The organism is Streptomyces sp. NBC_00775, from assembly GCF_036347135.1.
Taxonomy (GTDB): Bacteria; Actinomycetota; Actinomycetes; order Streptomycetales; family Streptomycetaceae; genus Streptomyces; species Streptomyces lutosisoli.
In genome coordinates this window covers 9,762,930-9,787,739 of the sequence record NZ_CP108938.1, presented here as the reverse complement: position 1 = coordinate 9,787,739, position 24,810 = coordinate 9,762,930, and the positions used below count along the sequence as shown (strand labels likewise).

Here is a 24,810-nt window from a genome sequence, read left to right as displayed (position 1 = left end):
CTCAGGAGCGCACGAGCAGCTGGAACTCGAAGGCGTACCGCGAGGCGCGGTAGATGTGGGTGCCGTACTCGACCGCGCGGCCGGTGTCGTCGTAGGCCGTGCGCTGCATGGTGAGCAGGGCGGCGCCCGCGGGCTCGTCGAGCCGCTCGGCCTCCTCCGGTGTGGCGGAGCGGGCGCTCACGGACTGGCGGGCGCTGTGCAGGGTGATGCCGACGGCGCGCATCATGCGGTACAGGCCGGTCGACTCCAGCCGGGCGGTGTCGACGTCCAGCAGGCCCTCCGGGATGTAGTTGCACAGGGCCGCCACCGGCTGGCCACGGGTGAGGCGCAGCCGCTCCACACGGTGTACGCCGCTGCCCTCGGTGATGCCCAGGGCGGCCGCGACCTCGGCGGCGGCCGGCTCGACCTCGTTGTGCAGCACCTGGGTCGTGGGGCTCTGCCCGGCGGTTTCCAGGTCGTCGTAGAGACTGCTGAGCTCCAGCGGGCGTTTGACCTGGCTGTGCACCACCTGGGTGCCCACGCCACGGCGGCGGACCAGGAGCCCCTTGTCGACGAGGGTCTGGATGCCCTGGCGGACGGTGGGGCGGGACAGGCCGAGCCGCCCCGCGAGCTCGACCTCGTTGCCCAGCAGGCTTCCCGAACCGAGCACTCCGCGCTGGATCGCGGACTCCAGCTGCTGCGCGAGCTGGTAGTAGAGCGGAACGGGGCTGCTGCGGTCGAGCGTGAAATCGAGGCCCACGGGCGGGGCGGCTGCCGTCGCTCGTGGGGATCCGGTGGTCCGGCGGACGGGAACCCTTGCCATCGCATCGTCCTGACGGTCGGTCGTGACGTTCGGTCCTGAAGGCGGCCGGTGCGGGAGGCCGCGGGTCCGTTCCCGCGCCGGCCGCCGCTGGGTCAGGAGTGACTGGGGAAGCCGAGGTTGATGCCTCCGTCGGACGGGTCCGGCCAGCGGGTGGTGATCACCTTGCCCTGGGTGTAGAAGGCGATGCCGTCGTTGCCGTAGATGTGCAGGTCGCCGAAGAGGGAGTCCTTCCAGCCGCCGAAGGAGTGGTAGCCGACGGGCACCGGGATCGGCACGTTGATGCCGACCATGCCCGCCTGGACCTCCAGCTGGAAGCGGCGCGCGGCGCCGCCGTCCCGGGTGAAGATCGCGGTGCCGTTGCCCCAGCGGGAGCTGTTGATGAGCTTGATGGCGTCGTCGTAGGTGTCGGCGCGCACCACGCACAGCACCGGGCCGAAGATCTCGTCCTTGTACGCGTCCGCCGTCACCGGCACCTTGTCGAGCAGCGAGACGCCGAGGAAGAAGCCCTCCGCGCACTCGGGGTGTCCCTCGACCGAGTAGCCGGTGCCGTCGACGACGACCTCCGCGCCCTGGGCCGCCGCACCGGTGACGTACGAGGCGACCTTGTCGCGGTGCTCGCGGGTGATGAGCGGGCCCATCTCGGAGGCCGGGTCGTTGCCAGGGCCGATGTTGAGGCCCTTGGCGCGCTCGGCGATCTTGGCGACCAGCTCGTCGCCGGTGTCGCCCACCGCGACCACGACCGACACGGCCATGCAGCGCTCGCCGGCCGAGCCGTACGCGGCGTTGATGGCCTGGTCGGCGGCGAAGTCCAGGTCGGCGTCGGGAAGGACGAGCATGTGGTTCTTGGCGCCGCCCAGGGCCTGTACGCGCTTGTCGTGCTCGACGCCCTTGAGCTGGATGTACTTGGCGATCGGCGTGGAGCCGACGAAGGAGACCGCGACGACGTCCGGGTGCTCCAGGAGCCGGTCCACGGCCACCTTGTCGCCCTGCACGATGTTCAGCACACCGTCCGGCAGGCCCGCCTCGGAGGCCAGCTCCGCCAGCCGGAAGGAGGCCGACGGGTCCTTCTCGCTCGGCTTGAGCACGAAGGTGTTGCCGCAGGCGATGGCGAGCGGGAACATCCACATCGGCACCATGGCCGGGAAGTTGAACGGCGTGATGCCGGCGACGACGCCCAGCGGCTGGCGGATCGAGGCGACGTCGACGCGGCTGGAGACCTGGGTGGACAGCTCGCCCTTGAGCTTCTCGGAGATGCCGCAGGCCAGTTCGACGATCTCCATGCCTCGCGCGACCTCGCCGAGCGCGTCGGAGTGCACCTTGCCGTGCTCGGCGGTGATCAGCTCGGCGATCTCGTCGCGGTGCGCGTCCAGCAGCTCGCGGTACTTGAACAGGACCGCCGTGCGCTTGGCGAGCGAGGCGCTTCCCCAGCTCTCGAACGCGGCCCGCGCGGTGGCGACGGCGGCGTCCACCTCGTCCACGGAGGCGAAGCCGACCTGCTTCTCCTGGGCGCCGGTGGCCGGGTTGTAGACCGGGCCGAAGCGTCCGGAGGCGGACTCGACGGGCTTGCCGCCGATCCAGTGGGTGATGGTCTTCATGGTGCGGGGGCCTTTCGTGGGCGGGGAGTTCAAGAAGTCGGGGTCACAGGTGGCGGCGGCGGCCGGCGACCTGGCCGTCGTAGCGTTCGCGGGCGGTCGACGCGGCTTCGCGCGAGGCCACTTCGGCGACGGGTACGTCCCACCAGGCCTCGGCGGGCGGTGCGGTGGGCGTCGGGTCGGTCTCGACGTACACGCAGGTCGGCCGGTCCGAGGCGCGCGCTTCGGCCAGCGCGTCGCGCAGTTCCCGTACGGTCTTGGCGCGGAGGACGTCCATGCCGAGGCTCGCGGCGTTGGCGGCCAGGTCCACCGGGAGCGGGGCTCCGGAGAAGGTGCCGTCGGCGGCGCGATAACGGTAGGCGGTGCCGAAGCGCTCGCCGCCGGTCTCCTCGGAGAGGCCGCCGATGGAGGCGTAGCCGTGGTTCTGGATCAGGACCAGGTTGACGGGCAGGCCTTCTTGGACGGCGGTGACGATCTCGGTCGGCATCATCAGATAGGTGCCGTCGCCGACCAGCGACCAGACCGGCGTGCCGGGGGCGGCCTGCTGGACGCCGATGCCGGCCGGGATCTCGTAGCCCATGCAGGAGAAGCCGTACTCCAGGTGGTACTGGCGCGGGCCGCGCGCCCGCCACAGCTTGTGCAGGTCGCCGGGGAGCGAGCCGGCCGCGTTGATGACCACGTCGTCGTCGCCGACGACGGCGTCCAGCGCGCCGAGGACCTGTGTCTGGGTGGGCACGGCGGAGTCCTCCGCCCGGTAGGCGGCCTCGACGACGTCGTCCCAACGTGCCTTGCCCGCGCGGTACTCGGCCTCGTACGCCGCGTCGACACGGTGGCCGGACAGCCCCTCCGTGAGCGCCTCCAGACCCGTCCGCGCGTCCGCGACCAGCGTCCGGGCAGCGAGCTTGTGGGCGTCGAAGGCGGTGATGTTGAGGTTGACGAACCGTACGCCGTCCTTCTGGAACAGCGTGTGGGACGCGGTGGTGAAGTCGGTGTACCGGGTGCCGACGCCGATGATCAGGTCGGCGGTGCGGGCGATGTCGTCGCAGACGGCGGTGCCGGTGTGGCCGATGCCGCCGAGGTCGGCGGGGTGGTCGTGGCGCAGCGAACCCTTGCCCGCCTGGGTGGAGGCGACGGGGATGCCGGTGGCGTCGGCCAGGGCCTTGAGCGCGCCCTCGGCCTCGCTGTGGTGGACTCCCCCGCCGGCGACGATCAGCGGGCGCCGGGCGGCGCGGATCGCCCGTACGGCTTCGGCGAGTTCGACCGGGTCGGGGGCGGGGCGGCGTACCCGCCAGACGCGCTCGGCGAAGAACTCCTCCGGCCAGTCGTACGCCTCCGCCTGTACGTCCTGTGGCAGGGCGAGGGTGACGGCGCCGGTGTCGGCGGGGTCGGCCAGGACGCGCATCGCGTTCAGCGCGGAGGGGATGAGCATCTCCGGGCGGGTGATCCGGTCGAAGTAGCGGGAGACCGGCCGCAGCGTGTCGTTGACGGAGACGTCGGCCTCGACGGGGTGTTCCAGTTGCTGGAGCAGCGGGTCGGCGGGCCGCGTCGCGAAGTAGTCGCCGGGCAGGAGCAGCACCGGGAGGCGGTTGATGGTCGCGAGGGCGGCGCCGGTGACGAGGTTGGTGGCGCCGGGGCCGATGGAGGTGGTGACGGCCTGGGCGGACAGGCGGTTGAGCTGGCGGGCGTAGCCGACCGCCGCGTGCACCATGGACTGTTCGTTGCGGCCCTGGTGGAACGGCATGGAGTCCTCGCCGGCCTCCAGAAGTGCCTGGCCGATGCCCGCCACATTGCCGTGGCCGAAGATGCCCCAGGTGCCGGCGATCAGCCGGTGGCGTACGCCGTCGCGCTCGCTGTACTGCGCGGACAGGAAGCGCACCAGGGCCTGTGCTGTGGTCAGGCGGCGGGTGGTGGTGCTCATCAGGACCTCTCGGGGGCGGTGTACAGGGGCAGCCGGGGGTCGACCGGCTGCTCGGGCCAGGTACCCCGGATCCAGGCATGGTCGGGGTGGTCGCAGATCAGCCAGGAGCGGTCGGTGCCGGGGCCCGCCATGACGTTCAGGTAGTACATGTCGTGTCCGGGCACGGCCATGGAGGGTCCGTGCCAGCCGTCCGGGATGAGGACGACATCGCCGTCGCGCACCTCGGCGAGCACGTCGGTGCCGTTGCCGTGGCCCGAGGGCGAGACCCGCTGGTAGCCGAGGCCGGGCGTGCCCTCATGGGCGGCGAACTCGAAGTAGTAGACCTCTTCGAGCTCGGACTCCTCGCCGGGGCGGTGCTCGTCGTGCTTGTGCGGCGGGAAGGAGGACCAGTTGCCGCCGGGGGTGATCACCTCGACGGCGATCAACTTGTCGCACTCGAAAACCCCGGCGGCGCCGAAGTTGTTGACCTGACGGGAGCAGTTCCCGGTGCCGCGCAGCTCGACCGGCACTGAGGAAGCGGGTCCGTAGCGGGCGGGCAGGCGCCGGGTGCAGCGTGCGCCGGTGAGCGCGAACCGCCCGCCGTCGCGCGAGGCGATCGAGACCTGGGCGTCGCGGGGAACGTACGCGAAGTCGGTGACCCCGCTGAAGACGCTCTCGCGGCCGGTCAGCCGGAACGTGTCGCCGCCGACCGCGACGGTGCAGCCGCCGGACAGCGGGAGCACGATCCACTCGCTGTCGCCGGTGTCGAAGCTGTGCCAGCCGCCGGGCGGCAGTTCGAGCACCCGCAGGCTGGAGTAGCCCCAGCCGGCCGACTCGGGGGTGACGTCCACGGTGTAGGCGTCGGCGGTGGCCTTGCCCGCGGGAAGGTGGTGCGTGGTGGTCATCGGGAGTGGCTCCTCTACGGGAATCGGCAGGCCTACGGGAGTCAGAGCAGGCCGACCGCGGTGTCCACCGCGGTCTCCACGCTGCCTTCGGCGGGATACAGCAGCGACCGGCCGACGACCATGCCCTGGACGGTGGGCAGCCGCAGGGCCTTGCGCCATCTCTCGTACGCGCCCTCCTGGTCCCGGCCGACCTCGCCGCCGAGCAGCACGGCGGGCAGCGTGGAGGCCTCCAGCACCTCGGCCATGTCGTCGGGGTCGTCGGTGACCGGCAGTTTGAGCCAGGTGTAGGCCGAGGTGCCGCCCAGGCCGGAGGCGATGGCGATGGACCGGGTGACGGCCTCGGCGCTCAGGTCGTTGCGGACCGTGCCCTCCACCCGGCGGGATATGAACGGCTCGACGAACAGCGGCAGTCGGCGTGCCGCCATGTCGTCGACGGCGCGGGCGGTGGTCTCCAGAGTCTCCAGCGAACCGGGGTCGTCGTAGTCGATGCGCACCAGCAGCTTTCCGGCGTCGAAGCGGAGCCGCTCGATGTCCTCGGCGCGGTGGCCGGTGAAGCGGTCGTCCATCTCGAAGGAGGCGCCGGCGAGTCCCCCGCGGTTCATGGAGCCCATCACGACCTTGTTCTCCAGGACGCCGAGGAGCAGCAGGTCGTCCAGGATGTCGGCGGTGGCGAGCACCCCGTCCACTCCGGGCCTGGACAGCGCGGTGCAGAGGCGTTCCAGGAGGTCGGCGCGGTTGGCCATGGCCAGGCGGTGGTCGCCGACACCGAGGGCGCCGCGCGCGGGGTGGTCCGCGGCCACGATCATCAGGCGGCCGCTGTCACCGATCAGCGGGCGGCGGACCCGGCGGGCGGCCGCTTCGGCGATGGCCTCCGGGTGCCGGGCGCGCACCGTGACGAGGTCGGGGATGCTGATACTCAAGACAGGCTCCGTTCAGGGGTGGCGTCGGTCGACCGGGTGCGAGGAGGGCGTCGGCCTCGGACTGGGGCAGCAGTCGCGTATGAGGAGGTCGTGCGCCTCGGACTCGGTCAGCCGCGCGCGAGGAGGTCCTCGACCTCGGTCTCGGTCGGCATCGCGGAGGAGCAGGCGAGTCGGGAGGCGACGAGCGCGCCGGCCGCGTTGGCGTACCGGATGGTCTTCTCCAGCTCCCAGCCGGACAGCAGACCGTGGCAGAGGGAACCGCCGAACGCGTCTCCGGCGCCGAGGCCGTTGACGACCTCCACCGGTACCGGCGGGACCTCGGCGACGGTGCCGTCGCGGTGGACGGCCAGGACTCCCTTGGGGCCCTGTTTGACGACCGCGAGTTCCACGCCGGCTTCCAGCAGGGCTTCGGCGCAGGCCCGTGGTTCGCGTACGCCGGTGGCGATCTCGCACTCGTCGAGGTTGCCGACGCCGACGGTGGCGTGCCGCAGGGCCTCGGCGTAGTACGGGCGCGCCTCGTCGGGGTTCTTCCAGAACATGGGGCGCCAGTCGAGGTCGAAGACCGTGGTGCCGGACTTGGCGCGCGCCTTCAGGGCGGCGAGCGTGGCCGAGCGGCTGGGCTCCTCGCTCAGGCCGGTGCCGGTGATCCAGAAGATGCGGGCCGCGCGGATCGCGAAGAAGTCCAGCTCGTCGGTCCGGATCTCCAGGTCCGGCGCCTTGGGCCGCCGGTAGAAGTACAGCGGGAAATCGTCCGGCGGAAAGATCTCGCAGAACGTGATCGGCGTGGGGTACGCGTCGACGGGTGTGACCCAGCGGTCGTCGACGCCGAACTCGTTGAGCGCCTGGTGGAGGTAGGTGCCGAAGGGGTCCTGTCCGGTGCGCGTGATGACCGCGGTGGCCCGGCCCAGGCGCGCGGCGGCCACCGCGACATTGGCCGCCGAGCCGCCGAGGAACTTTCCGAAGGTCTCGACCTGCGCGAGCGGCACACCGGTCTGCAGGGGATAGAGATCGACGCCGATGCGTCCCATGGTGATGACGTCGAAGGACTCAGCGTCGAAGGATTCAGCGGACTCAGGCATGCGTGACGCTCCTGATGCGTGGGAAGCGGGCAACGGGGCGCCCGATGCCTCTTAGGTGTAGGACCCGGAGTGAGTCGCTGTCAAGACTTTGTACTGACATTCGGACCTGCTCAGGAAATGATGTCTTAACAAAGTATTGACAGGTGGGTGCATCAGGGACTTGTATCCCGTCCCAACGAAACAGCCGCGTCACCGGCACATGACCCGGACATCCCGTCCGGGTCCCCGCACGGGCCTCGCGCCCCCCGCGCCGTCCCGTTCCCTTTCCCCCCGTCGCACAGTGAGGTGCTGGAAAGATGGACCGCACGCTTCACCCCCGCTCTCGGAGAATCGCCCCACTCGTCGCGATGGCGGCGGCGTCCGCGCTCCTCGTCGCGGGCTGCTCCAGCAGCTCCGGCGGCAAGAAGTCCGAGGAGAGCGGAGACAGTGCCTCCGCAGGCAAGGCCAACACGCCCCGCATGACGGTCGCGCTGGTCACCCACCAGTCGCCCGGCGACACGTTCTGGGACATCGTCCGCAAGGGCGCCGAGGCCGCGGCCGCCAAGGACAACATCAAGCTCGTCTACTCGGCCGACCCGAACGCGGGCAGCCAGGCCAACCTGGTCCAGAACGCCATCGACCAGAAGGTCGACGGCATAGCGATCACCCTCGCCAAGCCGGACGCCCTCAAGGACGTCGTGAGCAAGGCGAAGGCGGCCGGCATCCCGGTGGTCGGCCTCAACTCGGGTGTGAGCGACTGGAAGAAGCTGGGCCTGCTGCAGTTCTTCGGGCAGGACGAGACCGTGGCGGGCGAGGGTCTCGGCAACAAGCTGAACTCGCTCGGCGCCAAGAACGCCGTCTGTGTGATCCAGGAGCAGGGCAACATCGGACTCACCCAGCGCTGCGACGGCGTGAAGAAGACGTTCAGCGGCAAGGTCGAGAACCTGTACGTCAACGGCACCGACATGCCGTCGGTGAAGTCGACGATCACCGCGAAGCTCAAGCAGAACAGCTCCATCGACCACGTGATCACGCTCGGCGCGCCGATCGCGCTGACAGCCACGCAGTCGGTGAGCGACGCGGGCAGCAAGGCCAAGGTCGCCACCTTCGACCTCAACAAGGACCTGACCGGCGCCATCAGCAAGGGCACCGTCGAGTTCGCGGTCGACCAGCAGCCCTACCTCCAGGGTTACCTGGCGGTCGACTCCCTGTGGCTCTACAAGACCAACGGCAACTACAGCGGCGGTGGCGAGCAGCCGATCCTGACCGGCCCGGCCTTCGTCGACAAGTCCAACGTCGACGCTGTCGCCAAGTTCGCCGCGAAGGGCACCCGGTGACGAAGATGACCCAGCAGGCTGAGCCGGCGGTGACCATACCGCCGGCCTCCGGCCCCAAGGAGACCGACGGGCGGACCGCGCAGCGCTCCCTGGCGCTGCGGCTGCTCGCCCGGCCCGAGGTCGGCGTGTTCCTCGGCGCAGTCGCCGTGTTCGTCTTCTTCCTCATCGCGGCGCCCGCGGTGCGCTCCGGCAGCTCGATGGCGACGGTGCTCTACCAGTCGTCGACGATCGGCATCATGGCGCTGCCCGTGGCCCTGCTGATGATCGGCGGCGAGTTCGACCTGTCGTCCGGCGTCGCCGTGATCACCTCGGCGCTGACCGCGAGCATGCTCAGCTACCAGCTGACCATGAACGTCTGGATGGGCGTGATCGTCGCGCTCGTCGTGTCCCTCGCGATCGGCGCGTTCAACGGCTGGATGATGGTCCGCACCGGGCTGCCGAGCTTCCTGGTCACCCTCGGCACCTTCCTGATCCTGCAAGGCGTGAACCTCGCGGTCACCAAGCTGATCACCAACAACGTGGCGACCGACGACATCAGCACCATGGACGGCTTCGACCAGGCGAAGAAGGTCTTCGCCTCGTCCTTCGACGTCGGCGGCGTCCAGGTGAAGATCACCATCGTGTGGTGGCTGGTCTTCGCGGCCATCGCGACCTGGGTGCTGCTGCGCACCAAGTACGGCAACTGGATCTTCGCGGTCGGCGGCAACCAGGACAGCGCCCGCGCGGTCGGCGTGCCGGTGACCTTCACCAAGATCACGCTGTTCATGCTGGTCGGTTTCGGCGCCTGGTTCATCGGCATGCACCAGCTGTTCTCCTTCAACACCGTGCAGTCGGGCGAGGGTGTCGGCCAGGAGTTGATCTACATCGCCGCGGCGGTGATCGGCGGCTGTCTGCTGACCGGCGGCTACGGCTCCGCGATCGGCCCGGTCTTCGGTGCCTTCATGTTCGGCATGGTGCAGCAGGGCATCGTCTACGCCGGCTGGAACCCCGACTGGTTCAAGGCCTTCCTCGGCGTGATGCTGCTCGGCGCCACGCTCATCAATCTGTGGGTCCGCCGCACGGCGACCCGGAGGTGAACTGACTCATGGCAAGCAACGGATCCGGACCCGTCGGCGCGATCCTCAAGGACACGCCGCCCGAGGACGGCACCGCCCCCCTCGTCGAACTGCGCAACGCGGGCAAGACCTACGGCAACATCCGCGCCCTGCACGGCGTGTCCCTGACCGTGCGGCCCGGCAAGGTCACGTGCGTGCTCGGCGACAACGGCGCCGGCAAGTCGACCCTCATCAAGATCATCTCGGGTCTGCACCAGCACACCGAGGGTGAATTCCTCGTCGACGGCGTCCCGGTGCGCTTCAGCACCCCGCGCGAGGCCCTCGACAAGGGCATCGCCACCGTCTACCAGGACCTGGCCACCGTGCCGTTGATGCCGGTGTGGCGGAACTTCTTCCTCGGCTCCGAGATGACCAAGGGCCCCTGGCCCGTGCGCCGCCTCGACATCGCCCGCATGAAGCAGACCGCCGACGAGGAACTGCGCAACATGGGCATCGTCCTCGACGACCTCGACCAGCCCATCGGCACCCTCTCCGGCGGCCAGCGTCAGTCCGTGGCCATCGCCCGCGCCGTGTACTTCGGCGCCCGCGTCCTCATCCTCGACGAGCCGACCGCCGCGCTCGGCGTCAAGCAGTCCGGAGTCGTCCTCAAGTACATCGCCGCCGCCCGCGACCGCGGTCTCGGCGTCATCTTCATCACCCACAACCCGCACCACGCCTACATGGTCGGCGACCACTTCAGCGTGCTCCGCCTCGGCACCATGGAGCTCAGCGCCGACCGCAACGAGGTCAGCCTCGAAGAGCTCACCAACCACATGGCCGGCGGCGCCGAACTCGCCGCGCTCAAGCACGAGTTGGCGCAGGTACGCGGCGTCGACGTCGAGGAACTCCCCGAAGCGGAAGACCTCCAGGCACCCGTGGCGGCCTCCTCCGAAGGGACCTCCTGAGATGACCACTCCCCTCGACCGCATCCGGGTCGGCTCGGCCCCCGACTCCTGGGGCGTCTGGTTCCCCGACGACCCGCAGCAGGTCCCGTGGGAACGGTTCCTGGACGAGGTCGCCGAGGCCGGCTACTCCTGGATCGAGCTCGGCCCGTACGGCTATCTGCCGACCGACCCGGCCCGGCTCACCGCCGAGATCGACAAGCGAGCTCTCAAGGTGTCGGCCGGCACGATCTTCACCGGGCTGCACCGCGGACCGTCCGTCTGGGACGCCACGTGGAAGCACGTCAGCGAGGTCGCCTCGCTCACCCAGGCCATGGGCGCCCAGCACCTGGTCGTCATCCCGTCCTTCTGGCGGGACGACAAGACCGCCGAGATCCTCGAACCGCCGGAGCTGACCGCCGAGCAGTGGGCCCACCTGACCAAGGGCATGGAACGGCTCGGCCACGAGGTCAAGGAGACCTACGGCCTCGACATCGTCGTCCACCCGCACGCGGACACCCACATCGACACCGAGGACCACGTCGAGCGCTTCCTCGACTCGACCGACTCCGACCTGGTCAACCTGTGCCTGGACACCGGGCACTACGCCTACTGCGGCGGCGACAGCGTCAAGCTCATCGAGACCTACGGCGAGCGCATCGGCTATCTGCACCTCAAGCAGGTCGACCCCGCCATCCTCGCCGACGTCGTCAAGAACGAGGTGCCGTTCGGCCCCGCAGTGCAACGCGGTGTGATGTGCGAACCCCCGTCGGGCGTACCGGAGTTGGAGCCGGTGCTGGTCGCCGCCCAGCGTCTGGGCGTGGAGCTGTTCGCCATCGTCGAGCAGGACATGTACCCGTGCGAGCCGGACAAGCCGCTGCCGATCGCCGTACGCACCCGCAAGTTCCTCCGCTCCTGCGGCGCCTGACCATCTGAAGGGACCATCGACCACCATGACTCAGCGCGGAACACTCGGGGTGGCCGTCATCGGCACGGGCCGGATGGGGGCCGACCACGTACGCCGGATCTCCGAGGTCATCAGCGGGGCGCGGGTGACCGCCGTCGTGGACATCGACGCCGAGCGGGCCAAGCAGCTCGCCGACGGCATCGACGGCTGCACGGCGTACACCGACCCGGCCGCCGCCCTGGCCGCCGACGACGTCGACGCCGTGATCATCGCCTCCCCCGGCCCGGCTCACGAGGCGGCGCTGCTCGCCGCCTTCGAGCACGATCTGCCGGTGCTGTGCGAGAAGCCGCTCACCCCGGACGCGGCCTCCGCGCTGCGCGTCATGGAGGCCGAGCAGAAGCTCGGGCACCGGAGGGTCCAGGTCGGGTTCATGCGGCGGTACGACGCCGAGTACATGAAGCTCAAGTCCCTGCTGGACAGCGGCGAGCTGGGCCGGCCGCTGATGCTGCACAACCGGCACCGCAACGCCGACGTGCTGTCGTACTACACCGAGCAGATGCTGATCAACGACTCGGTGGTGCACGAGATGGACGCCGCCCGCTGGCTGCTCGACCAGGAGATCACCGCGGTCACGGTGATGAAGCCGAGGCCTTCCGGCAACGCGCCCGAGGGCGTGTCGGACCCACAGTTCGTCGTGTTCGAGACGGACGGCGGCGTCCTCGTCGACGTGGAGATCTACGCCAACTGCCGCTTCGGCTACCAGGTACAGGCCGAGGCCGTCTGCGAGAGCGGCACCGCGCGGATCGGCGAGGCCCACGGGATGCTCGTCAACGCCGGTGGCCGGTGGGGCGGTTCGATCGCCCCGGACTTCGTGGAGCGGTTCGAGGAGGCGTACGACCGCGAGGTGCAGGCCTGGGTCGACGCCACCCTGCGCGGCGAGGTCACCGGCCCCAGCAGCTGGGACGGATACGCGGCGGCGGCCGTCTGCGAGGCGGGCGTCCGCGCCCAGGCCGAGGGCCGCCGGACCGAGGTCGAACTGGTCGAACGCCCCGCCCTCTACCGCTGACACGACGGACACCCGTACGTCTCCGGGGCGGCCTCGTCACGTCGACGAGGCCGCCTCAGGTGCGTAGCCGAGGACTCCCTTGATTTCCAGGTAGTCGTGGAAGCCGAACTCGCCCCACTCCCGGCCGTTTCCGCTCTTCTTGTAGCCGCCGAACGGACAGGCGAAGTCGAACCCGTCGTTGACCGCGACCCACCCCGCCCGGATGCGGCGGGCGACGGCGCGGGCGCTTTCGAGGTCCGCGCCGGCCACGTATCCGGCGAGGCCGTACTCCGTGTCGTTCGCGATCTCGACGGCGTGGTCCACACTGTCGTAGCCCAGGATGGTCAGCACCGGCCCGAAGATCTCCTCGCGGGCGATGGTCATGTCGTTCGCGACATGGGCGAAGACGGTGGGCTTGACGTAGTAGCCCTTCTCCAAACCGTCCGGGCGTCCGGTGCCGCCTGTCACCAGGGTGGCGCCCTCGTCGATGCCCTGCTGGATCAGCCCCTGGATCTTCTCGAACTGGGCCTCTGAAACCACCGGCCCCATCACGAAGTCGCCGCCCGGGTCGCCCACGGTGATCCGGGACGCGGTCTCCTGGGCGATGACCATGGCCTCTGCCATACGGGTGCTGGGCACCAGCATGCGCGACGGCGCGCTGCATGTCTGTCCGGAGTTGCCCATCATGGTGGCCACGCCCTTGCCGACGTTCTCGGCGAAGGACGCGTCGTCGAGGACGATGTTCGGGCTCTTGCCGCCCAGCTCCTGTGTCACCCGCTTGACGGTGGGCGCGGCGTTCCTCGCGATCTCGATGCCCGCGCGCGTCGAACCGGTGAAGGAGACCATGTCGACCCCGGGATGACGGGAGAGCGGCACCCCCACGCCCGGGCCGTCGCCCTGAACGAGGTTGAACACACCGGCGGGAACACCCGCGGCATCCAGGATCTCGGCGAAGATCTGCCCGGTGAAGGGCGACTGCTCCGACGGCTTGAGCACCACGGTGCACCCCGTCGCCAGCGCGGGGAAGACCTTCACCGCGATCTGGTTCATGGGCCAGTTCCACGGGGTGATCAGACCGCAGACGCCGATCGGCTCCTTGACGACGAGCGTGGCGCCACGCCGTTCCTCGAAGACGAAGTCCTTGAGCACCGCGATCGCCGTCGTCAGATGCCCGGCCCCGAGCCCCACTTGGAAGCCGTGGGCGAGCGCGGTCGGCGCGCCCATCTCCTCGGTCAGCGCCGCGGCGAGGTCGCCGGCCCGCTTCTGGTACACGTCGAGGATGTTCTGGAGCACCTCGACCCGCTCCGTGCCCGTGGTCGTCGACCAGTCGGGAAAGGCCCGCCGCGCCGCCGCGACCGCCCGGTCCACATCGGCGGCCGAGCCGGCCGCCACCTTGCCGCAGACCTCCTCGGTGGCGGGATTCACGACCTCCGAGGTCCGCGGCTCCGCCGGGTCGGTCCACTGGCCGCCGATGTAGAACTTCAGGTATTCGCGCATGGTCACTGCGTCCCTTCCGCGTACCAGGTCCGGAACTCGTCGTAGCTCGGCATTTCCTCGGAGTTCGCCTTCGGGTCGACCGCCACGTGAATGACTCCTGGTTTGCCGCTGGCGTACGCGCGCTTGATGGCGGGTGCGATGTCCTCGTCACGTTCGACGTATTCGCCGTGGCAGCCGAACCCTTCGGCGACCTTGTCCAGCCGCGTGTTCCGGCTCCAGTGCACGCCGGTCTCCAGCGACCCCTGCCCGAAGGTGCGCTTGTAGACGCCCACTTCGAGGCCCCAGGCGTAGTCGACGCCCACGACACAGACGAGAGGCAGGTTCAGGCGTGCGGCCGTCTCCAGCTCCGCGATGTGGAACTGGAAGGACGAGTCCCCGGTGATCAGCATCAGGGGACGTTTTCCGCCTTCCGCCACCGAGGCGCCCACGGCGTAGGGAAGCCCCGTGCCCAGGTGGCCGAAGTTCTGGTTCCACATCACGTCATGGGGCTTCGCCTGGGAATAGGTCCAGCCGAAAATGGTGGTGGCACCGCCGTCGCGGACCATGATGCCGTCCTTCGGGAAGACCTTGGTCGCTTCGACGATCAGGCGTGCGGGATGTACGGGAGACATGCCGGAGGGGGCCGTTTCCGCGAGCTCCGCCAATTGGGCCGCGTCCTGTGTGATCCAGCCCGCGAGTTCCGGTGACGCGGTGCGCGGTGAATCCTTGAGGGCGTCGACGAGTTGCGGAACGATCGCGCGCAGGTCACCCACCAGCGGCACGTCGACCGGACGGTTCACGCCGATCGCCTCGGGATCCTGCTCGACGAGAATCCATGTGCGGTGGGCTTCGTTCGCGACCCAGTGGCGCCCGCGTCCGTAGTGGACGGGTTCGCCGAGTTCCGTGCCGATGGCAAGACACAGGTCGGACTGGACCACCGCGTCGATCGCGGCCGCGGAGAAGCCATAGGGGAAGGTGCGGTCTTCGAGTCCCTGGATGTACGAGGTGCCGCCCGACGTCTGAATGACCGGGCAGGCCATCGCGTCGGCGAGCGCCTTGACCGGCTCCCCGGCACGGGAGGTATGGACGCCATGGCCCACGAGGAGAATCGGTTGCTTCGCCGCGCGGATGGCCTTCACGGCCTCGGCGATCCGGTCCGCACCGGCCGTCTGGCCGACCAGGCGATACGCGGCGGGCGGCAACGGCGGTGGCACGTCCAGCTCTTGCTGGATCACATGGGAGGGGTACTCGATGTACACCGGGCCCGGTGTCCCGGTCAGTGCCTTGCGCAGGCCCTCGCGGATGACTTCGTCGGTCTGGTCGGCGTATTCGATGCTGGCGCAGTACTTGACCGAGGGCTCGAACAACTCGGCCTGCTTGACGAACTGGATACGGCCGCGGCGCACCCGTTGTTCCGTGATCCGCGCCCGTTGTCCGCCGAGGAAGACGACCGGGGAGTTCTCGACCTTGGCACACATCATGGCGCCGGCGAGGTTGGCGACACCCGGGCCCAGGGTGCCGATGCACACCGCGGCCTTTCCGGTCATACGCGAGACCGCTTCCGCCATGAATCCGGCGGACTCCTCGTGGTGCGGCGCGACCACGTTCCAGCCGCGTTCCTCGGCGAGATGGAACATGTGGACGAAGTTCGGGTCCGGTATGCCGAAGATGGTGTTGATGCCCTCGGCTTCGAAGAGCTGCAGGATGCGCTCATACACCTTTACCGTCATGAGTTCTTGCTGCCTTTCGTGGCCATCGCGAAGCTCTCGCGGATGTGGTCGGCATGGGCCGAGGGGACGACCGGCAGGATCCAGGGGTCGGCCGTGTCGCGGATGGCGGCGATCTCCTCACCGACCTGCTCGATCGACCAGGACGGCCGGTACACGCCCGGGGTCTCGGCGACGAAGGCCCTCGCCACCCGGCCCGCGATCGACACCAGCATCTCCCCGGTGACCGAACAGGACTCGTGGGCGAGCCAGCCGACGACCGGCGCCGTCAACTCCGGTCCCATGGGCGGAAAGGCCGAGGTGTCGATTCCCTCGGCCATACGCGTCAGGGCACCGGGAACGATGACGTTGCACCGCACACCCGCGGCGGCCCCTTCGAGCGCGACCACGTTGGACAGCCCGATCATGCCCGCCTTGGCCATGCCGTAGTTGGCGACGCGGTGGTTGCCGTACAGACCGCCGATCGACGAGGTCAGCACGACGCGGCCGTAACCCGCCTTGCACATCAGGGGAAACGCCGGCCGCACGACATGGAAGGCGCCCCGCAGATGGACGTCCAGGACGGCGTCGAAGTCCTCGTACGTCATCTCCGTGAGCGACGCCGGGCGTACGATCCCGGCGTTGTGGATGAGGACGTCGATCCGGCCGTAGTGATCGAGCGCCGACTCGATGATCGCCCGGCCGCCCCCGGCCGTCGCCACGGACTCGGTGCAGGCGACGGCCTCACCACCCGCTGCCCTGATCTCCTGGACCACGTTGTCGGCCGGCCCGGTGTCGACGCCGTCGCCGCTCAGGCTGCCGCCCGGGTCGTTGACGAGGACCTTGGCCCCCTTCGAGCCGAGCAGCAGGGCGTAGGTGCGCCCCAGCCCCCGGCCGGCGCCGGTGATCACGGCTACGCGATCGTCGAATCTGAGGTCGGACATGGGGTGTTCCTCTCGCGACGCGGGTGGGATGCGGGGCCGGTGCTCGTCATGTGTCCAGCACGAGGCCCTGCATCCCGCCCGCGTCGCGCCATGCCTGGAGCAGGTCCTCGAAGGCGTAGAAGCCGGGCCAGTAGGGCTCGCCCAGGTGCGACCGGATCAGCTGCTCGCCCTCGTTGTTGTAGTAGCCGGGCGTGCATTCCCGCTGGAAGCCGGTGTTGTCGACCGCGGTCTCCTTGACGGTCGCGCACCACTGGTCCTGGGCTTCCGCGGTGGGTTCCACGGTCGAGGCACCGCGCGCCAGCGTCTCTTTGATGACGTACGCGATGTGGTGGGCCTGCTGCTCGAACATCGCCGTCGTGCTCGCGGTCACGCCGCCCTGGAGGAACCCCGTGAAGAACTGGTTAGGGAAGCCGTGGCTCATGACGCCGTGCAGGGTGCGGTAGCCCTTGGCCCAGTGGTCGTAGAGCGACAGGCCGTCGCGGCCGGTGAACGGCCGGATGCCGAGGCGGCGGTCGAGGTCGGTGGTGATCTCGAAGCCGCTGGCGAAGATGACGCAGTCGACCTCGTGCTCGACACCGTGGGCGATGATGCCCTTCGCGGTGATGCGTTCCACGCCTTTGGTGTCCGACACGTCGACGAGGGTGACGTTCGGGCGGTTGAAGGCCGGCAGGTACTCGTCGTTGAAGCAGGGCCGCTTGCACAGGAAGCGGTAGTAGGGCTTGAGTGCTTCCGCCGTCCTCTTGTCCTCGACCGTGGCGTCGACGCGGTCGCGCAGCCGCTGCATCGCCCGATAGTCCTGGACCTCCCTGAGCTCCAGGAACTTCTCCGGATTCGCCAGCGCGGCCCAGCCGCCCGTGGCGTCCAGATGTGCGGCGAGGTTGCGGCTGACCTCGGTCCAGCCGTCGCAGACGAGGTCCGGCTGGCCCGGCGCGAAGGCCTCGAACGCGGCGGTGTGGAAGTTGCGTTGCCGCTCCTTCTGCCAGCCCGGTTCCAGCGTCTTCACCCATGCGGGATCGGTCGGCACGTTGCCGCGCTCGTCTATGTACGAAGGTGTGCGCTGGAAGACGTACAGGTGCTGGGCGGACCGGGCGAGGTGCGGGACCACCTGGATACCGCTCGCTCCCGTGCCGATGACGGCGACCCGCTTGTCGGCGAGCTTGTCGAGCCCGCCGCTCATGTCGCCGCCGGTGTACGCGTAGTCCCAGCGCGCCGTGTGGATGGTGTGCCCCTCGAAGTCCGTGATACCGGGGATTCCGGGGAGTTTCGGCCGGTTGAACGGTCCCTGGCACATGACGACGAAGCGGGCGCGGATGTCGTCGCCGCGGTTGGTGCCGATCCGCCAGCGCAGAATCGAGTCGTCCCACTCCAGCGAGCGGATCAGGGTGCTGAAGACCGCCTTGTCGTAGAGCCCGAAGTGCTTCCCGATGCGCTGGCAGTGCTCGAAGACCTCGTCCCCGAAGGAGTACTTCTGCTTCGGGATGTAGCCGGTCTCTTCGAGCATCGGCAGGTAGCAGTAGCAGTCCGTGTCGCACTGGATGCCGGGGTAGCGGTTCCAGTACCAGGCGCCGCCGAAGTCCCCGCCCAGTTCGATGACCCGGAAGCTGGAGACGCCGGCCTGCTGGATCCGGGCCGCGGCGATGAGGCCCGACAGACCGCCACCGAGGATCGCCACCTCGATGTCGTCCGAGATCGGGGGCCGGGGCACGACCGGCGTGTACGGATCCGCCTCGTAGAACTCCTCGAACTCGCCCTCGGCCTCCAGGTACTGCTTCTGCCCCTCGCGGCGGATGCGCTTGTCGCGCTCGAACAGGTACTTCGCTCTGAGGGCCGCGTGGTCCGTCTCGGGCGTCTGTGTCGGTGCGCATTTCTGCATGCGAAGTCCTCGGCTCGGGCTGTCACTCGGGGCGTTCGTCGTCGGGGCCGGGAGATCTGGGACTCAGGTGAGGTCGCGCGGTTCGCCGGTGCCCATGTACGTGGCCAGGTTGTGGTGCAGGTTCACGATGCTGCGCTCGCGATACGGGTTGGGCTTGGGGCCCGAGAAGCCCCGCGCCTTCATGCCCTTCTGCACGGCTGCCATGTTGGAGAAGTCCTGCGGCAGGACGGTGCGCCAGGCCGGGTCGTCCGCCGGCGTGTACTCCCATGTCGTCCTGGGCTCCTCGCCGGGCGGGTAGAGCTCGTAGACGGCGGCCTCGAAGACGCACTTGTCGGGGTCGTAGCCGTACGGCCGGGCGCTGTAGCAGAGCATGTTGTTCAGCGCGTGCCCGATCTGGAAGTTGGGGAAGATCTGCCAGGCGGTGCCGCTCCTGCCGATGTCCACGGGGTCGACGGTCGGCCAGTTCACACCGCGTGCCGCGTCGTCACGCCGGGCCGAGTCCAGCCAGTGCTTGAGCACCTGGTCGGCGGGGGTTCCCTCCGGCAGTTCGTCGACCAGCCGTTGCGCGGCGTCGACCAGTGTCCGGGTGGTGTTGGTGTTCGCGTGCTCCCAGGTGAAGTTCTGCAACTCGGCCGTCGACACACGGGGGTCGTCGCCGCTGCCGAGCCGCAGCTTCGCCTGGTTCTCGTCCAGGCCCTTGGGTGCGTCGTAGCCGATGTTGCTGTGCCTGCCCTGCGCCTTGGCCCAGCCGAGGAAACTCCCGAAGCTCATGAACTCCGGGTGGGTGCCCGGCACATGGTAGGTCTCCATGAACGCTTCGAGGGCGACCTTCCAGTTGCAGTCGAAGACGAGCCAGCGACGCCACCGGAAGCGCATGTTCTCCAGCTGGAAGGGGTCGAGCAGGGTGGCCGCGGGTTCGAGGTACTCCCGAAGGGGCCGGCAGTCCGGGTCCAGGTTGATCCAGATCCAGCCGCCCCAGGTGTCGACCCTGACCTCGGTCAGGCTGGTGTTCTCCTCGGTCAGCCCGCACGGCCAGTCCTCGCGTTCGGCCACGTGGGCGCACGTGCCCTCCAGGTTGTACCGCCAGCCGTGGAAGCCGCAGACGAAGAGGCGGCGGCGGCCGCGGGCGTCATGTGCGCCCGGCGGGACGTCCACCAGGGGGCGGCCGCGGTGCGAGCAGACGTTGTAGTACGCGCGGACCGTGTCCGGTGCCGTGCGGACGACGATGAGCGAGTCGTCGAGGATCTCGTAGGTGAGGAAGTCACCGGTCTTGGGGAGTTCCTCGACGCGGCCGACCTGTTGCCACACCTTGGCCCACAGCTTGTCCCGTTCCGCTCGGGCGTACTCCTCGGAGAGGTAGGCCTCCACTCCGATGGTGAGCGGTTGTGACAGCGGTTCCGCCGGGGATTCCATCGTCGCGGAGTCGGTTTCCTGAGTGTTGTCGACGGTTTCGCTCATGGCATTCTCCAGCCCGCGTCAGCTCGTGATGGCGGCGCGGAACGACTCGTCCTTGAGGAATAGAGAGGTGTTGTCGGCGGCCAGGTGCGTCCACTTGAGGTTGAGGCCGCCATCCACCAGAAGGGTCTGTCCCGTGATGTAGCTCGACAGGTCGGAGAGCAGGAAGAGGATCGCCCCGGCCTGTTCCTCCGGGCGGCCGCGGCGCCCCATGGCGATGGCGCGGCGGTCGCGTTCGGCGTCCTCGTCGACGTACGTGCCCGAGGCCGGAGTCGCGGTCACACCGGGGGCGATGGCGTTCACCCGGATGTCGTCCCCGGCCAGTTCGACGGCCATGGTGCGGGTCGCCGCCACCAACGCCGCCTTGGCCGTGCCGTAACCGATGTGCAGCGGCGCCGAGTTCATGCCGCTGATCGAGGAGATCGAGACGATCGAACCCGGGCAGCCCCGCGCCTTCAACTCCGCGGCGACCGCCTGGCTCATGAAGAACATCGTCTCGAGGTTCTGGGTGAACAGCGCGCGCCAGTCGGCCCTGGTCACCCGGGTCGACGGCATCCAGGTCGAGGGTGCGGCGCCCCCGGCCACGTTGACGAGACCGTACAGGTCGCCGTCGGTCCGGCCGGCTTCCTTCATCACGACGGCGATGCCGTCATCGGTGGAGGCGTCGGCCGCGAGCGGCACGACCGGGAGGCCCTCCGCCGCCAGCGGTGCGACATGCTTCTCCAGGTTCTCCGGAGAGCGGCTCACCGCGATCACGGTCGCTCCGGCGCGGGCGACCAGCCTCGTCACCGCGGTGCCGATGCCACCGCCGGTCGCGCCGCTGACGATGACGACACGTCCGTCCAGCCCGAGGAGGTCAGGACCGAGGAGGTCCGCACCGGCCAGGTCGTGCCTACCGGGAAAGTCGTGCTTCATGACCCGGCGCCTCCTGCCTCACGGAGTGCCAGGACGCTGCCGTCGGAGTCGGCGGAGACATAGAGCGTGCCGTCCGGTCCGGCGGCGATGCCCGCGAAAGGGCCCTGGGGGCCGGAGAACGGTGGCAGTCCTCGGAGCGGCTTGGGGGTCACGCCGGGCGGGGCGCCCACCGGCAGGTCGCGGGCGATGGTGTGCCGCGCCTTGCTGTCGAGATCGACACTGATCAGGGCCTTGGTGCCGGTGTCGACGACGAAGAGCCGTCCCCCGCGTACGAGGATGCCCTGGGGCTTCTCCAGACCGTCCACCACCGTGTCGACACCGGCGCCGGTGACCGCGACGATCCGTCCGGCGCCCGATTCGGAGACGAGGCACGTGCCGTCGGGCGCGAACGCCACACCGAGCGGCTCGTTCAGGCCGGAGGCCAGCTCCTCGACCTGGCCGGAGCGGATCGCCAGCACCCGGCCCGTGCCGAACTCCGCGGTCACCACGGCCCCGCCCGGGGCGACCACCACGCCGTACAGCTGGTCGAGTTCCTGGGCGAGAACCTCGCTCTCGTTGCTCGCGGGCCGGTAGCGCGCGACCTGACCGCCGGAGGTGGTGACGATGAACTCGCCCTCACCGACGACGGTCACACCGCGGATGAAGCCCGGATAGCCGGGAGTGAAGAGCATGCCGAGCGTCCGGAGGCCGCCCCCGGGGCGGAGGGCGTAGAAGAACGTCCCGTCGGCGACGTAAAGGGTGCCGTCACCGCCCACCGTCAGATCCAGCGGCCAGTTCAGGCCACCCGGCAACGTCGTGCGCGTCTCTCCGCCGTTCAGGATCTCCGTGATCTCCCCGGTGAAGTTCGAGACGAACAGCCGGTCACCCACGAAGGTGCAGTTGTCGAGGCCGGGGTTGAGGGCGGCCAGAACGCTGCGCTCGCCGCTGCGGGGATCGATGCGCAGCACCTCGCCGGTCGCCACCTGGGTGGAGACGATGTAGCCCTCGGGGTCGAACTTCACGGAGTCGGGGACACCGAGATCTCCCACGACCCGTTCCGGCTCGCCGCCGTCGGGGTGGATGCGCCAGATGTCGTTGGTTCCCATCACCGGGTAGTACAGGAGGCCATCGGGTCCGACCTCCATGGCATTGGGCATCGCCATGTTCTCCAGCAGCACGCGGGGTGCGCCGCCGTTCGGATCGAGCTCCAGCAGGCGCCCACCGACGCGGCACTCGTTGACGAACAACCGGCCCTGGTGCACGGTGATGCCGTTCACGCTGGGGAGGTCGTCGCGCAGGATCCGCGTACGGCCGTCGGCTCCGCGCACGCTCACCCGGCCGTCCATGACCTCGGTGGCGTAGAGGTCTCCCGAGGGGCCGAAGGCCACATCGTCGGGCGCGATGATCTCGCCGCCCTTGGCGCTGATCGTTTCCAGCCGGCCCGTCTCGACATCGATCGCGCTGATCTGACTGCCGGTCACCTGGGCCACATAGACACGGCCGTCCGGACCGGTGCGCAGACCATTCGCGCCGAACAGCCGGCTCGGTGGAGTGAGCCGTTCCAGGCTCCACCCCTCGGCGAGGCTCATTGATATGGCGCTGGTATAGCGCGCCCCTGGCAGCAACATCGTGACGGACTCCCGGAAACCTCGTCATTGAGGCGGAAATATGCCTTCCGAATGTGAGAACCATCCTCTCAATCAATGTAAGGATAGCTCCGCCCGAAAGCAATGGACTGTCTCATCCGATCGCGCTCCCTCGACGCAGCGCGCCTTCGCGGTCGCCGGTACCGCCGGGCCGGCCGTCGGCGGTGGGCGCCCGGAGAGCCGAAGAGCGAGCGGTTCGGCGTGGCGCGCTTGAGGTAGACGTGGATTCCGCTCTCCCACGTCGAGGGGGCATCGTGGATCGCGGCGAAGGCCATGTCAGCCGTCCGTGTCATCGGCGTCGCGGAACAGCCCGGTCAGCCCCCGCCGGTCCACCAGCCGGGCCAGCTGGTCGCGGGTGGCGGACAGGCCGAGGGGCAGTCGGCGCAGCGGCTGGCTGTACCGCGACAGCCAGGACAGGAACGCCTCGTCGCAGAACCCGGTGGCGCCCTGCAGTTGATGCGCGACGCGGAACACGGTCTGTGCGGCCTCCAGGGCAGCCAGTCGCAGCGCTAGCGCGTCGGCGAGTGCGTCGGCGGGGTCGGCCGTCAGGCTCCACAGCGCGTACCTGGCGAGCATGTCGAGGCCGGCGCGTTCGACCTCGGCGTCGGTGAGCTGGAACTGCACCCCCTGGAACGCCGAGAGGGGCCGGCCGAACTGCGTGCGGACGAGCACGTGCGCGCGGGTGAGGTCGATCGCCCGGTCGAGCATGCCGAGCAGCGTCCAGCACGGCAGGACCAGTCCCAGCGCGGCGTCCGCCACTCCGTCGCCGTCGATCCGCGTCAGGCCGAGGTCGGCGACGAAGGCCGAGTGGCGGGGCGGCGAGCCGTGCGGCACGGCGACGGCACGGCTGCGCTCGCCGCTCAACGTCACGGCCACCCAGCGCAGGTCGAGGTCGGCCACCGCGCCGGCCGGGGCGGCGTCGGAGACGACCAGCAGCCCGTCGGCGTCCAGGTCGACGGGCCTGGCGAGGCGTTCGGCGACGGGGTAGGCCACCCCCCGATATCCCGCGGCGCGGCAGAGAGCGGCCGCCGCCTCCAGCTCGTCGGCGCTGCCACGCGGGTCCAGCTCCCAGGCGCCGAGCTCGGCGAGGACCGGCGCCACGAGCTTCTCGCGGCGGCCGGGCTCCTCTTCGGCCAGTTGTACGAGCCTGTCGCCCCCGGCGGCTTCCAGGGCCCGTCGCACCTGCCGGCCGTACTCGGTCGCCTCCCGGCTCAGTTCGATGTTCACGACGCCGCCAGCAGGGTCCGGGCCAGCAGGATGCGCTGCATCTCGATGCTTCCCGACGCCACGGTGGACGCCTGCGCGTACCGCCAGTGGTCCTGCACCGCACGCTGGAACCGGCGTCCGTTCTCGTCGGTGAGCCGGCCGTGTCCAACGATCTCCGTGAGCACCTCGGCACTGTCCTGGTCGAGCCGGGTGACCGCGATCCGGTAGGCGGCGGTGTCTCCGGGGCTCACCGTGCCCCGGCTCTGCAGTGACAGGACGCGGTAGGCCAGCAGCCGGGCCCGTCGGCAGTGCACGAGCGCCCCGGCCCAGCGGCCGCGCAGCTCCGGCGGCAGGGTGTCCCACTGGTCCCCGAGTGCCGACGGGGCGGTCTGGAGCAGGCGCTCGCAGCGGGCGTATCTGGCGATGCCCACCCGCTCGAACGCCAGGACCTCCCGGACCACCTTCCAGCCGTCGTCGACGGCGCCCAGGACATCGGGCGGACCGACCCGGACCTCGTCGAGGAAGACCTCGTTGAGATGGTGCGGGCCCATCATCGACCGGATGGGCCTGACCTCGATGCCCGTCCGCTCCATGGGGACCAGGAAGATCGTGAGTCCGTGCTGCTTCTCGGCCCCGCGCGAGGTGCGGGCGAGCAGGAAGCACCACTGCGCCATCGTGGCGTACGAGGTCCAGATCTTCTGGCCCGAGATGCGCCAGCCCTCCCCGTCCGGGCGGGCCGCCGTACGCAGCGAAGCCAGGTCGGACCCGGCGTCCGGCTCGCTGAAGCCCTGGCACCAGATCACCTCGCCGCGGGCGATCGGCGGCAGATGCCGACGCTGTTGCTCCGGTGTGCCGTGCCGCATGACGGTCGGCCCCACCCAGTTGACGCCCATGTACTGCGCCCCCCGGGGCTCGTGGTGCGCCCACATCTCCTCGCGGACGACCGTCTGCTCCCACACGGAGGCGTCCCTGCCGCCGAACTCCGCCGGCCAGGCCAGGCACAGCAGTCCGCGGTCGGCGAGTAGTCGGCAGAACCGCTGGGCGACCTCCAGATCGGCCGGGTCCTCGGTGAACGCGCCCAGGAAGTCGGCCGGAACGTGCTCGCGGACCATGGCGCGCAGCTGTGCGCGGAGCGCCCTGGCGCTGTCCCCCATCCGGAAGTCCATGGCTCC

Annotated in this window: 20 protein-coding genes; 5 read left to right on the top strand and 15 right to left on the bottom strand. The window is 69.7% G+C overall.

Annotated features, from left to right (window positions below; all coding sequences use genetic code 11):
• Position 1: 1 nt before the first annotated feature.
• The 6 genes from OIC96_RS43485 to iolC all read right to left on the bottom strand — a co-directional run bounded on the left by OIC96_RS43485 (position 2) and on the right by iolC (position 7,195).
• Positions 2 to 802 carry a GntR family transcriptional regulator gene (locus tag OIC96_RS43485; RefSeq protein ID WP_330302539.1) on the bottom strand — a complete coding sequence of 267 codons (801 nt, stop codon included), beginning with the start codon at positions 800 to 802 and terminating at the stop codon, positions 2 to 4.
• A 92-nt stretch (positions 803 to 894) separates the two neighbouring features.
• Entirely contained in the window at positions 895 to 2,397 is a 1,503-nt protein-coding gene (locus tag OIC96_RS43480; protein WP_330302540.1) for a CoA-acylating methylmalonate-semialdehyde dehydrogenase, read from the bottom strand.
• Positions 2,398 to 2,440: 43 nt separating this feature from the next.
• A complete protein-coding gene (gene iolD / locus OIC96_RS43475) occupies positions 2,441 to 4,312 on the bottom strand; it encodes a 3D-(3,5/4)-trihydroxycyclohexane-1,2-dione acylhydrolase (decyclizing) (protein ID WP_330302541.1) in 1,872 nt (623 codons plus the stop codon).
• Entirely contained in the window at positions 4,312 to 5,196 is an 885-nt protein-coding gene (gene iolB, locus OIC96_RS43470) for a 5-deoxy-glucuronate isomerase (RefSeq protein ID WP_330302542.1), read from the bottom strand. The genes iolD and iolB overlap by 1 nt, the downstream gene beginning before the upstream one ends.
• A 41-nt stretch (positions 5,197 to 5,237) precedes the next feature.
• The gene (locus tag OIC96_RS43465; protein ID WP_330302543.1) at positions 5,238 to 6,116 is read right to left on the bottom strand and encodes a Cgl0159 family (beta/alpha)8-fold protein; all 879 of its coding nucleotides are present in this window, start codon (positions 6,114 to 6,116) and stop codon (positions 5,238 to 5,240) included.
• 107 nt (positions 6,117 to 6,223) lie between these two features.
• Positions 6,224 to 7,195 (bottom strand): 5-dehydro-2-deoxygluconokinase, encoded by a 972-nt coding sequence (gene iolC / locus OIC96_RS43460; protein WP_330302544.1) that lies wholly within the window; start codon positions 7,193 to 7,195, stop codon positions 6,224 to 6,226.
• A gap of 296 nt (positions 7,196 to 7,491) precedes the next feature.
• On the opposite strand from iolC, the gene OIC96_RS43455 reads away from it, so the two are divergent.
• The 5 genes from OIC96_RS43455 to OIC96_RS43435 are packed head-to-tail and all read left to right on the top strand — an operon-like array spanning position 7,492 to position 12,459.
• Positions 7,492 to 8,511 carry a sugar ABC transporter substrate-binding protein gene (locus OIC96_RS43455; protein ID WP_330302545.1) on the top strand — a complete coding sequence of 340 codons (1,020 nt, stop codon included), beginning with the start codon at positions 7,492 to 7,494 and terminating at the stop codon, positions 8,509 to 8,511.
• Between the two features lie 5 nt (positions 8,512 to 8,516).
• Entirely contained in the window at positions 8,517 to 9,587 is a 1,071-nt protein-coding gene (locus OIC96_RS43450) for an ABC transporter permease (protein ID WP_330302546.1), read from the top strand.
• A gap of 8 nt (positions 9,588 to 9,595) precedes the next feature.
• A complete protein-coding gene (locus OIC96_RS43445; RefSeq protein ID WP_330302547.1) occupies positions 9,596 to 10,510 on the top strand; it encodes an ATP-binding cassette domain-containing protein in 915 nt (304 codons plus the stop codon).
• A gap of 1 nt (position 10,511) precedes the next feature.
• On the top strand, positions 10,512 to 11,414 hold the full coding sequence (locus OIC96_RS43440) for a sugar phosphate isomerase/epimerase family protein (RefSeq protein WP_330302548.1): 903 nt from the start codon (positions 10,512 to 10,514) through the stop codon (positions 11,412 to 11,414).
• A gap of 25 nt (positions 11,415 to 11,439) precedes the next feature.
• The gene (locus tag OIC96_RS43435) at positions 11,440 to 12,459 is read left to right on the top strand and encodes a Gfo/Idh/MocA family protein (protein ID WP_330302549.1); all 1,020 of its coding nucleotides are present in this window, start codon (positions 11,440 to 11,442) and stop codon (positions 12,457 to 12,459) included.
• Between the two features lie 36 nt (positions 12,460 to 12,495).
• On the opposite strand, the gene OIC96_RS43430 is transcribed toward OIC96_RS43435, so the two are convergent.
• The 9 genes from OIC96_RS43430 to OIC96_RS43390 all read right to left on the bottom strand — a co-directional run bounded on the left by OIC96_RS43430 (position 12,496) and on the right by OIC96_RS43390 (position 24,804).
• Complete coding sequence (locus OIC96_RS43430) at positions 12,496 to 13,935, bottom strand: aldehyde dehydrogenase family protein (RefSeq protein ID WP_330302550.1); 1,440 nt, start codon at positions 13,933 to 13,935, stop codon at positions 12,496 to 12,498.
• 2 nt (positions 13,936 to 13,937) lie between these two features.
• Positions 13,938 to 15,644: a thiamine pyrophosphate-binding protein gene (locus OIC96_RS43425; RefSeq protein ID WP_330302551.1), complete on the bottom strand. Its 1,707-nt coding sequence runs from the start codon at positions 15,642 to 15,644 to the stop codon at positions 13,938 to 13,940.
• Positions 15,641 to 16,564: an SDR family NAD(P)-dependent oxidoreductase gene (locus tag OIC96_RS43420; RefSeq protein ID WP_330302552.1), complete on the bottom strand. Its 924-nt coding sequence runs from the start codon at positions 16,562 to 16,564 to the stop codon at positions 15,641 to 15,643. The genes OIC96_RS43425 and OIC96_RS43420 overlap by 4 nt, the downstream gene beginning before the upstream one ends.
• Positions 16,565 to 16,610: 46 nt before the next feature.
• A complete protein-coding gene (locus tag OIC96_RS43415; protein WP_330302553.1) occupies positions 16,611 to 18,437 on the bottom strand; it encodes a flavin-containing monooxygenase in 1,827 nt (608 codons plus the stop codon).
• Positions 18,438 to 18,500: 63 nt separating this feature from the next.
• Entirely contained in the window at positions 18,501 to 19,895 is a 1,395-nt protein-coding gene (locus OIC96_RS43410; protein ID WP_330302554.1) for an aromatic ring-hydroxylating oxygenase subunit alpha, read from the bottom strand.
• Positions 19,896 to 19,913: 18 nt separating this feature from the next.
• Positions 19,914 to 20,807 (bottom strand): SDR family NAD(P)-dependent oxidoreductase, encoded by an 894-nt coding sequence (locus tag OIC96_RS43405; RefSeq protein ID WP_330302555.1) that lies wholly within the window; start codon positions 20,805 to 20,807, stop codon positions 19,914 to 19,916.
• Positions 20,804 to 22,414, bottom strand: coding sequence for an SMP-30/gluconolactonase/LRE family protein (locus tag OIC96_RS43400; protein WP_330462150.1), 1,611 nt, complete (start codon positions 22,412 to 22,414; stop codon positions 20,804 to 20,806). The genes OIC96_RS43405 and OIC96_RS43400 overlap by 4 nt, the downstream gene beginning before the upstream one ends.
• A 294-nt stretch (positions 22,415 to 22,708) precedes the next feature.
• Positions 22,709 to 23,659, bottom strand: a complete 951-nt coding sequence (locus OIC96_RS43395; RefSeq protein ID WP_330302557.1) for an acyl-CoA dehydrogenase family protein — start codon at positions 23,657 to 23,659, stop codon at positions 22,709 to 22,711.
• Positions 23,656 to 24,804 (bottom strand): acyl-CoA dehydrogenase family protein, encoded by a 1,149-nt coding sequence (locus OIC96_RS43390; protein WP_330302558.1) that lies wholly within the window; start codon positions 24,802 to 24,804, stop codon positions 23,656 to 23,658. Before OIC96_RS43390 ends, OIC96_RS43395 begins: the two co-directional genes overlap by 4 nt.
• Positions 24,805 to 24,810: the final 6 nt, after the last annotated feature.

What these genes read in the sequence shown, in the direction of transcription:
- OIC96_RS43485 (WP_330302539.1), bottom strand. Translation starts at nt 802, where the DNA reads ATGGCAAGGGTTCCCGTCCGCCGGACCACCGGATCCCCACGAGCGACG.
- OIC96_RS43480 (WP_330302540.1), bottom strand. Translation starts at nt 2,397, where the DNA reads ATGAAGACCATCACCCACTGGATCGGCGGCAAGCCCGTCGAGTCCGCC.
- iolD (WP_330302541.1), bottom strand. Translation starts at nt 4,312, where the DNA reads ATGAGCACCACCACCCGCCGCCTGACCACAGCACAGGCCCTGGTGCGC.
- iolB (WP_330302542.1), bottom strand. Translation starts at nt 5,196, where the DNA reads ATGACCACCACGCACCACCTTCCCGCGGGCAAGGCCACCGCCGACGCC.
- iolC (WP_330302544.1), bottom strand. Translation starts at nt 7,195, where the DNA reads ATGCCTGAGTCCGCTGAATCCTTCGACGCTGAGTCCTTCGACGTCATC.
- OIC96_RS43455 (WP_330302545.1), top strand. Translation starts at nt 7,492, where the DNA reads ATGGACCGCACGCTTCACCCCCGCTCTCGGAGAATCGCCCCACTCGTC.
- OIC96_RS43450 (WP_330302546.1), top strand. Translation starts at nt 8,517, where the DNA reads ATGACCCAGCAGGCTGAGCCGGCGGTGACCATACCGCCGGCCTCCGGC.
- OIC96_RS43445 (WP_330302547.1), top strand. Translation starts at nt 9,596, where the DNA reads ATGGCAAGCAACGGATCCGGACCCGTCGGCGCGATCCTCAAGGACACG.
- OIC96_RS43440 (WP_330302548.1), top strand. Translation starts at nt 10,512, where the DNA reads ATGACCACTCCCCTCGACCGCATCCGGGTCGGCTCGGCCCCCGACTCC.
- OIC96_RS43435 (WP_330302549.1), top strand. Translation starts at nt 11,440, where the DNA reads ATGACTCAGCGCGGAACACTCGGGGTGGCCGTCATCGGCACGGGCCGG.
- OIC96_RS43430 (WP_330302550.1), bottom strand. Translation starts at nt 13,935, where the DNA reads ATGCGCGAATACCTGAAGTTCTACATCGGCGGCCAGTGGACCGACCCG.
- OIC96_RS43425 (WP_330302551.1), bottom strand. Translation starts at nt 15,644, where the DNA reads ATGACGGTAAAGGTGTATGAGCGCATCCTGCAGCTCTTCGAAGCCGAG.
- OIC96_RS43420 (WP_330302552.1), bottom strand. Translation starts at nt 16,564, where the DNA reads ATGTCCGACCTCAGATTCGACGATCGCGTAGCCGTGATCACCGGCGCC.
- OIC96_RS43415 (WP_330302553.1), bottom strand. Translation starts at nt 18,437, where the DNA reads ATGCAGAAATGCGCACCGACACAGACGCCCGAGACGGACCACGCGGCC.
- OIC96_RS43410 (WP_330302554.1), bottom strand. Translation starts at nt 19,895, where the DNA reads ATGAGCGAAACCGTCGACAACACTCAGGAAACCGACTCCGCGACGATG.
- OIC96_RS43405 (WP_330302555.1), bottom strand. Translation starts at nt 20,807, where the DNA reads ATGAAGCACGACTTTCCCGGTAGGCACGACCTGGCCGGTGCGGACCTC.
- OIC96_RS43400 (WP_330462150.1), bottom strand. Translation starts at nt 22,414, where the DNA reads ATGTTGCTGCCAGGGGCGCGCTATACCAGCGCCATATCAATGAGCCTC.
- OIC96_RS43390 (WP_330302558.1), bottom strand. Translation starts at nt 24,804, where the DNA reads ATGGACTTCCGGATGGGGGACAGCGCCAGGGCGCTCCGCGCACAGCTG.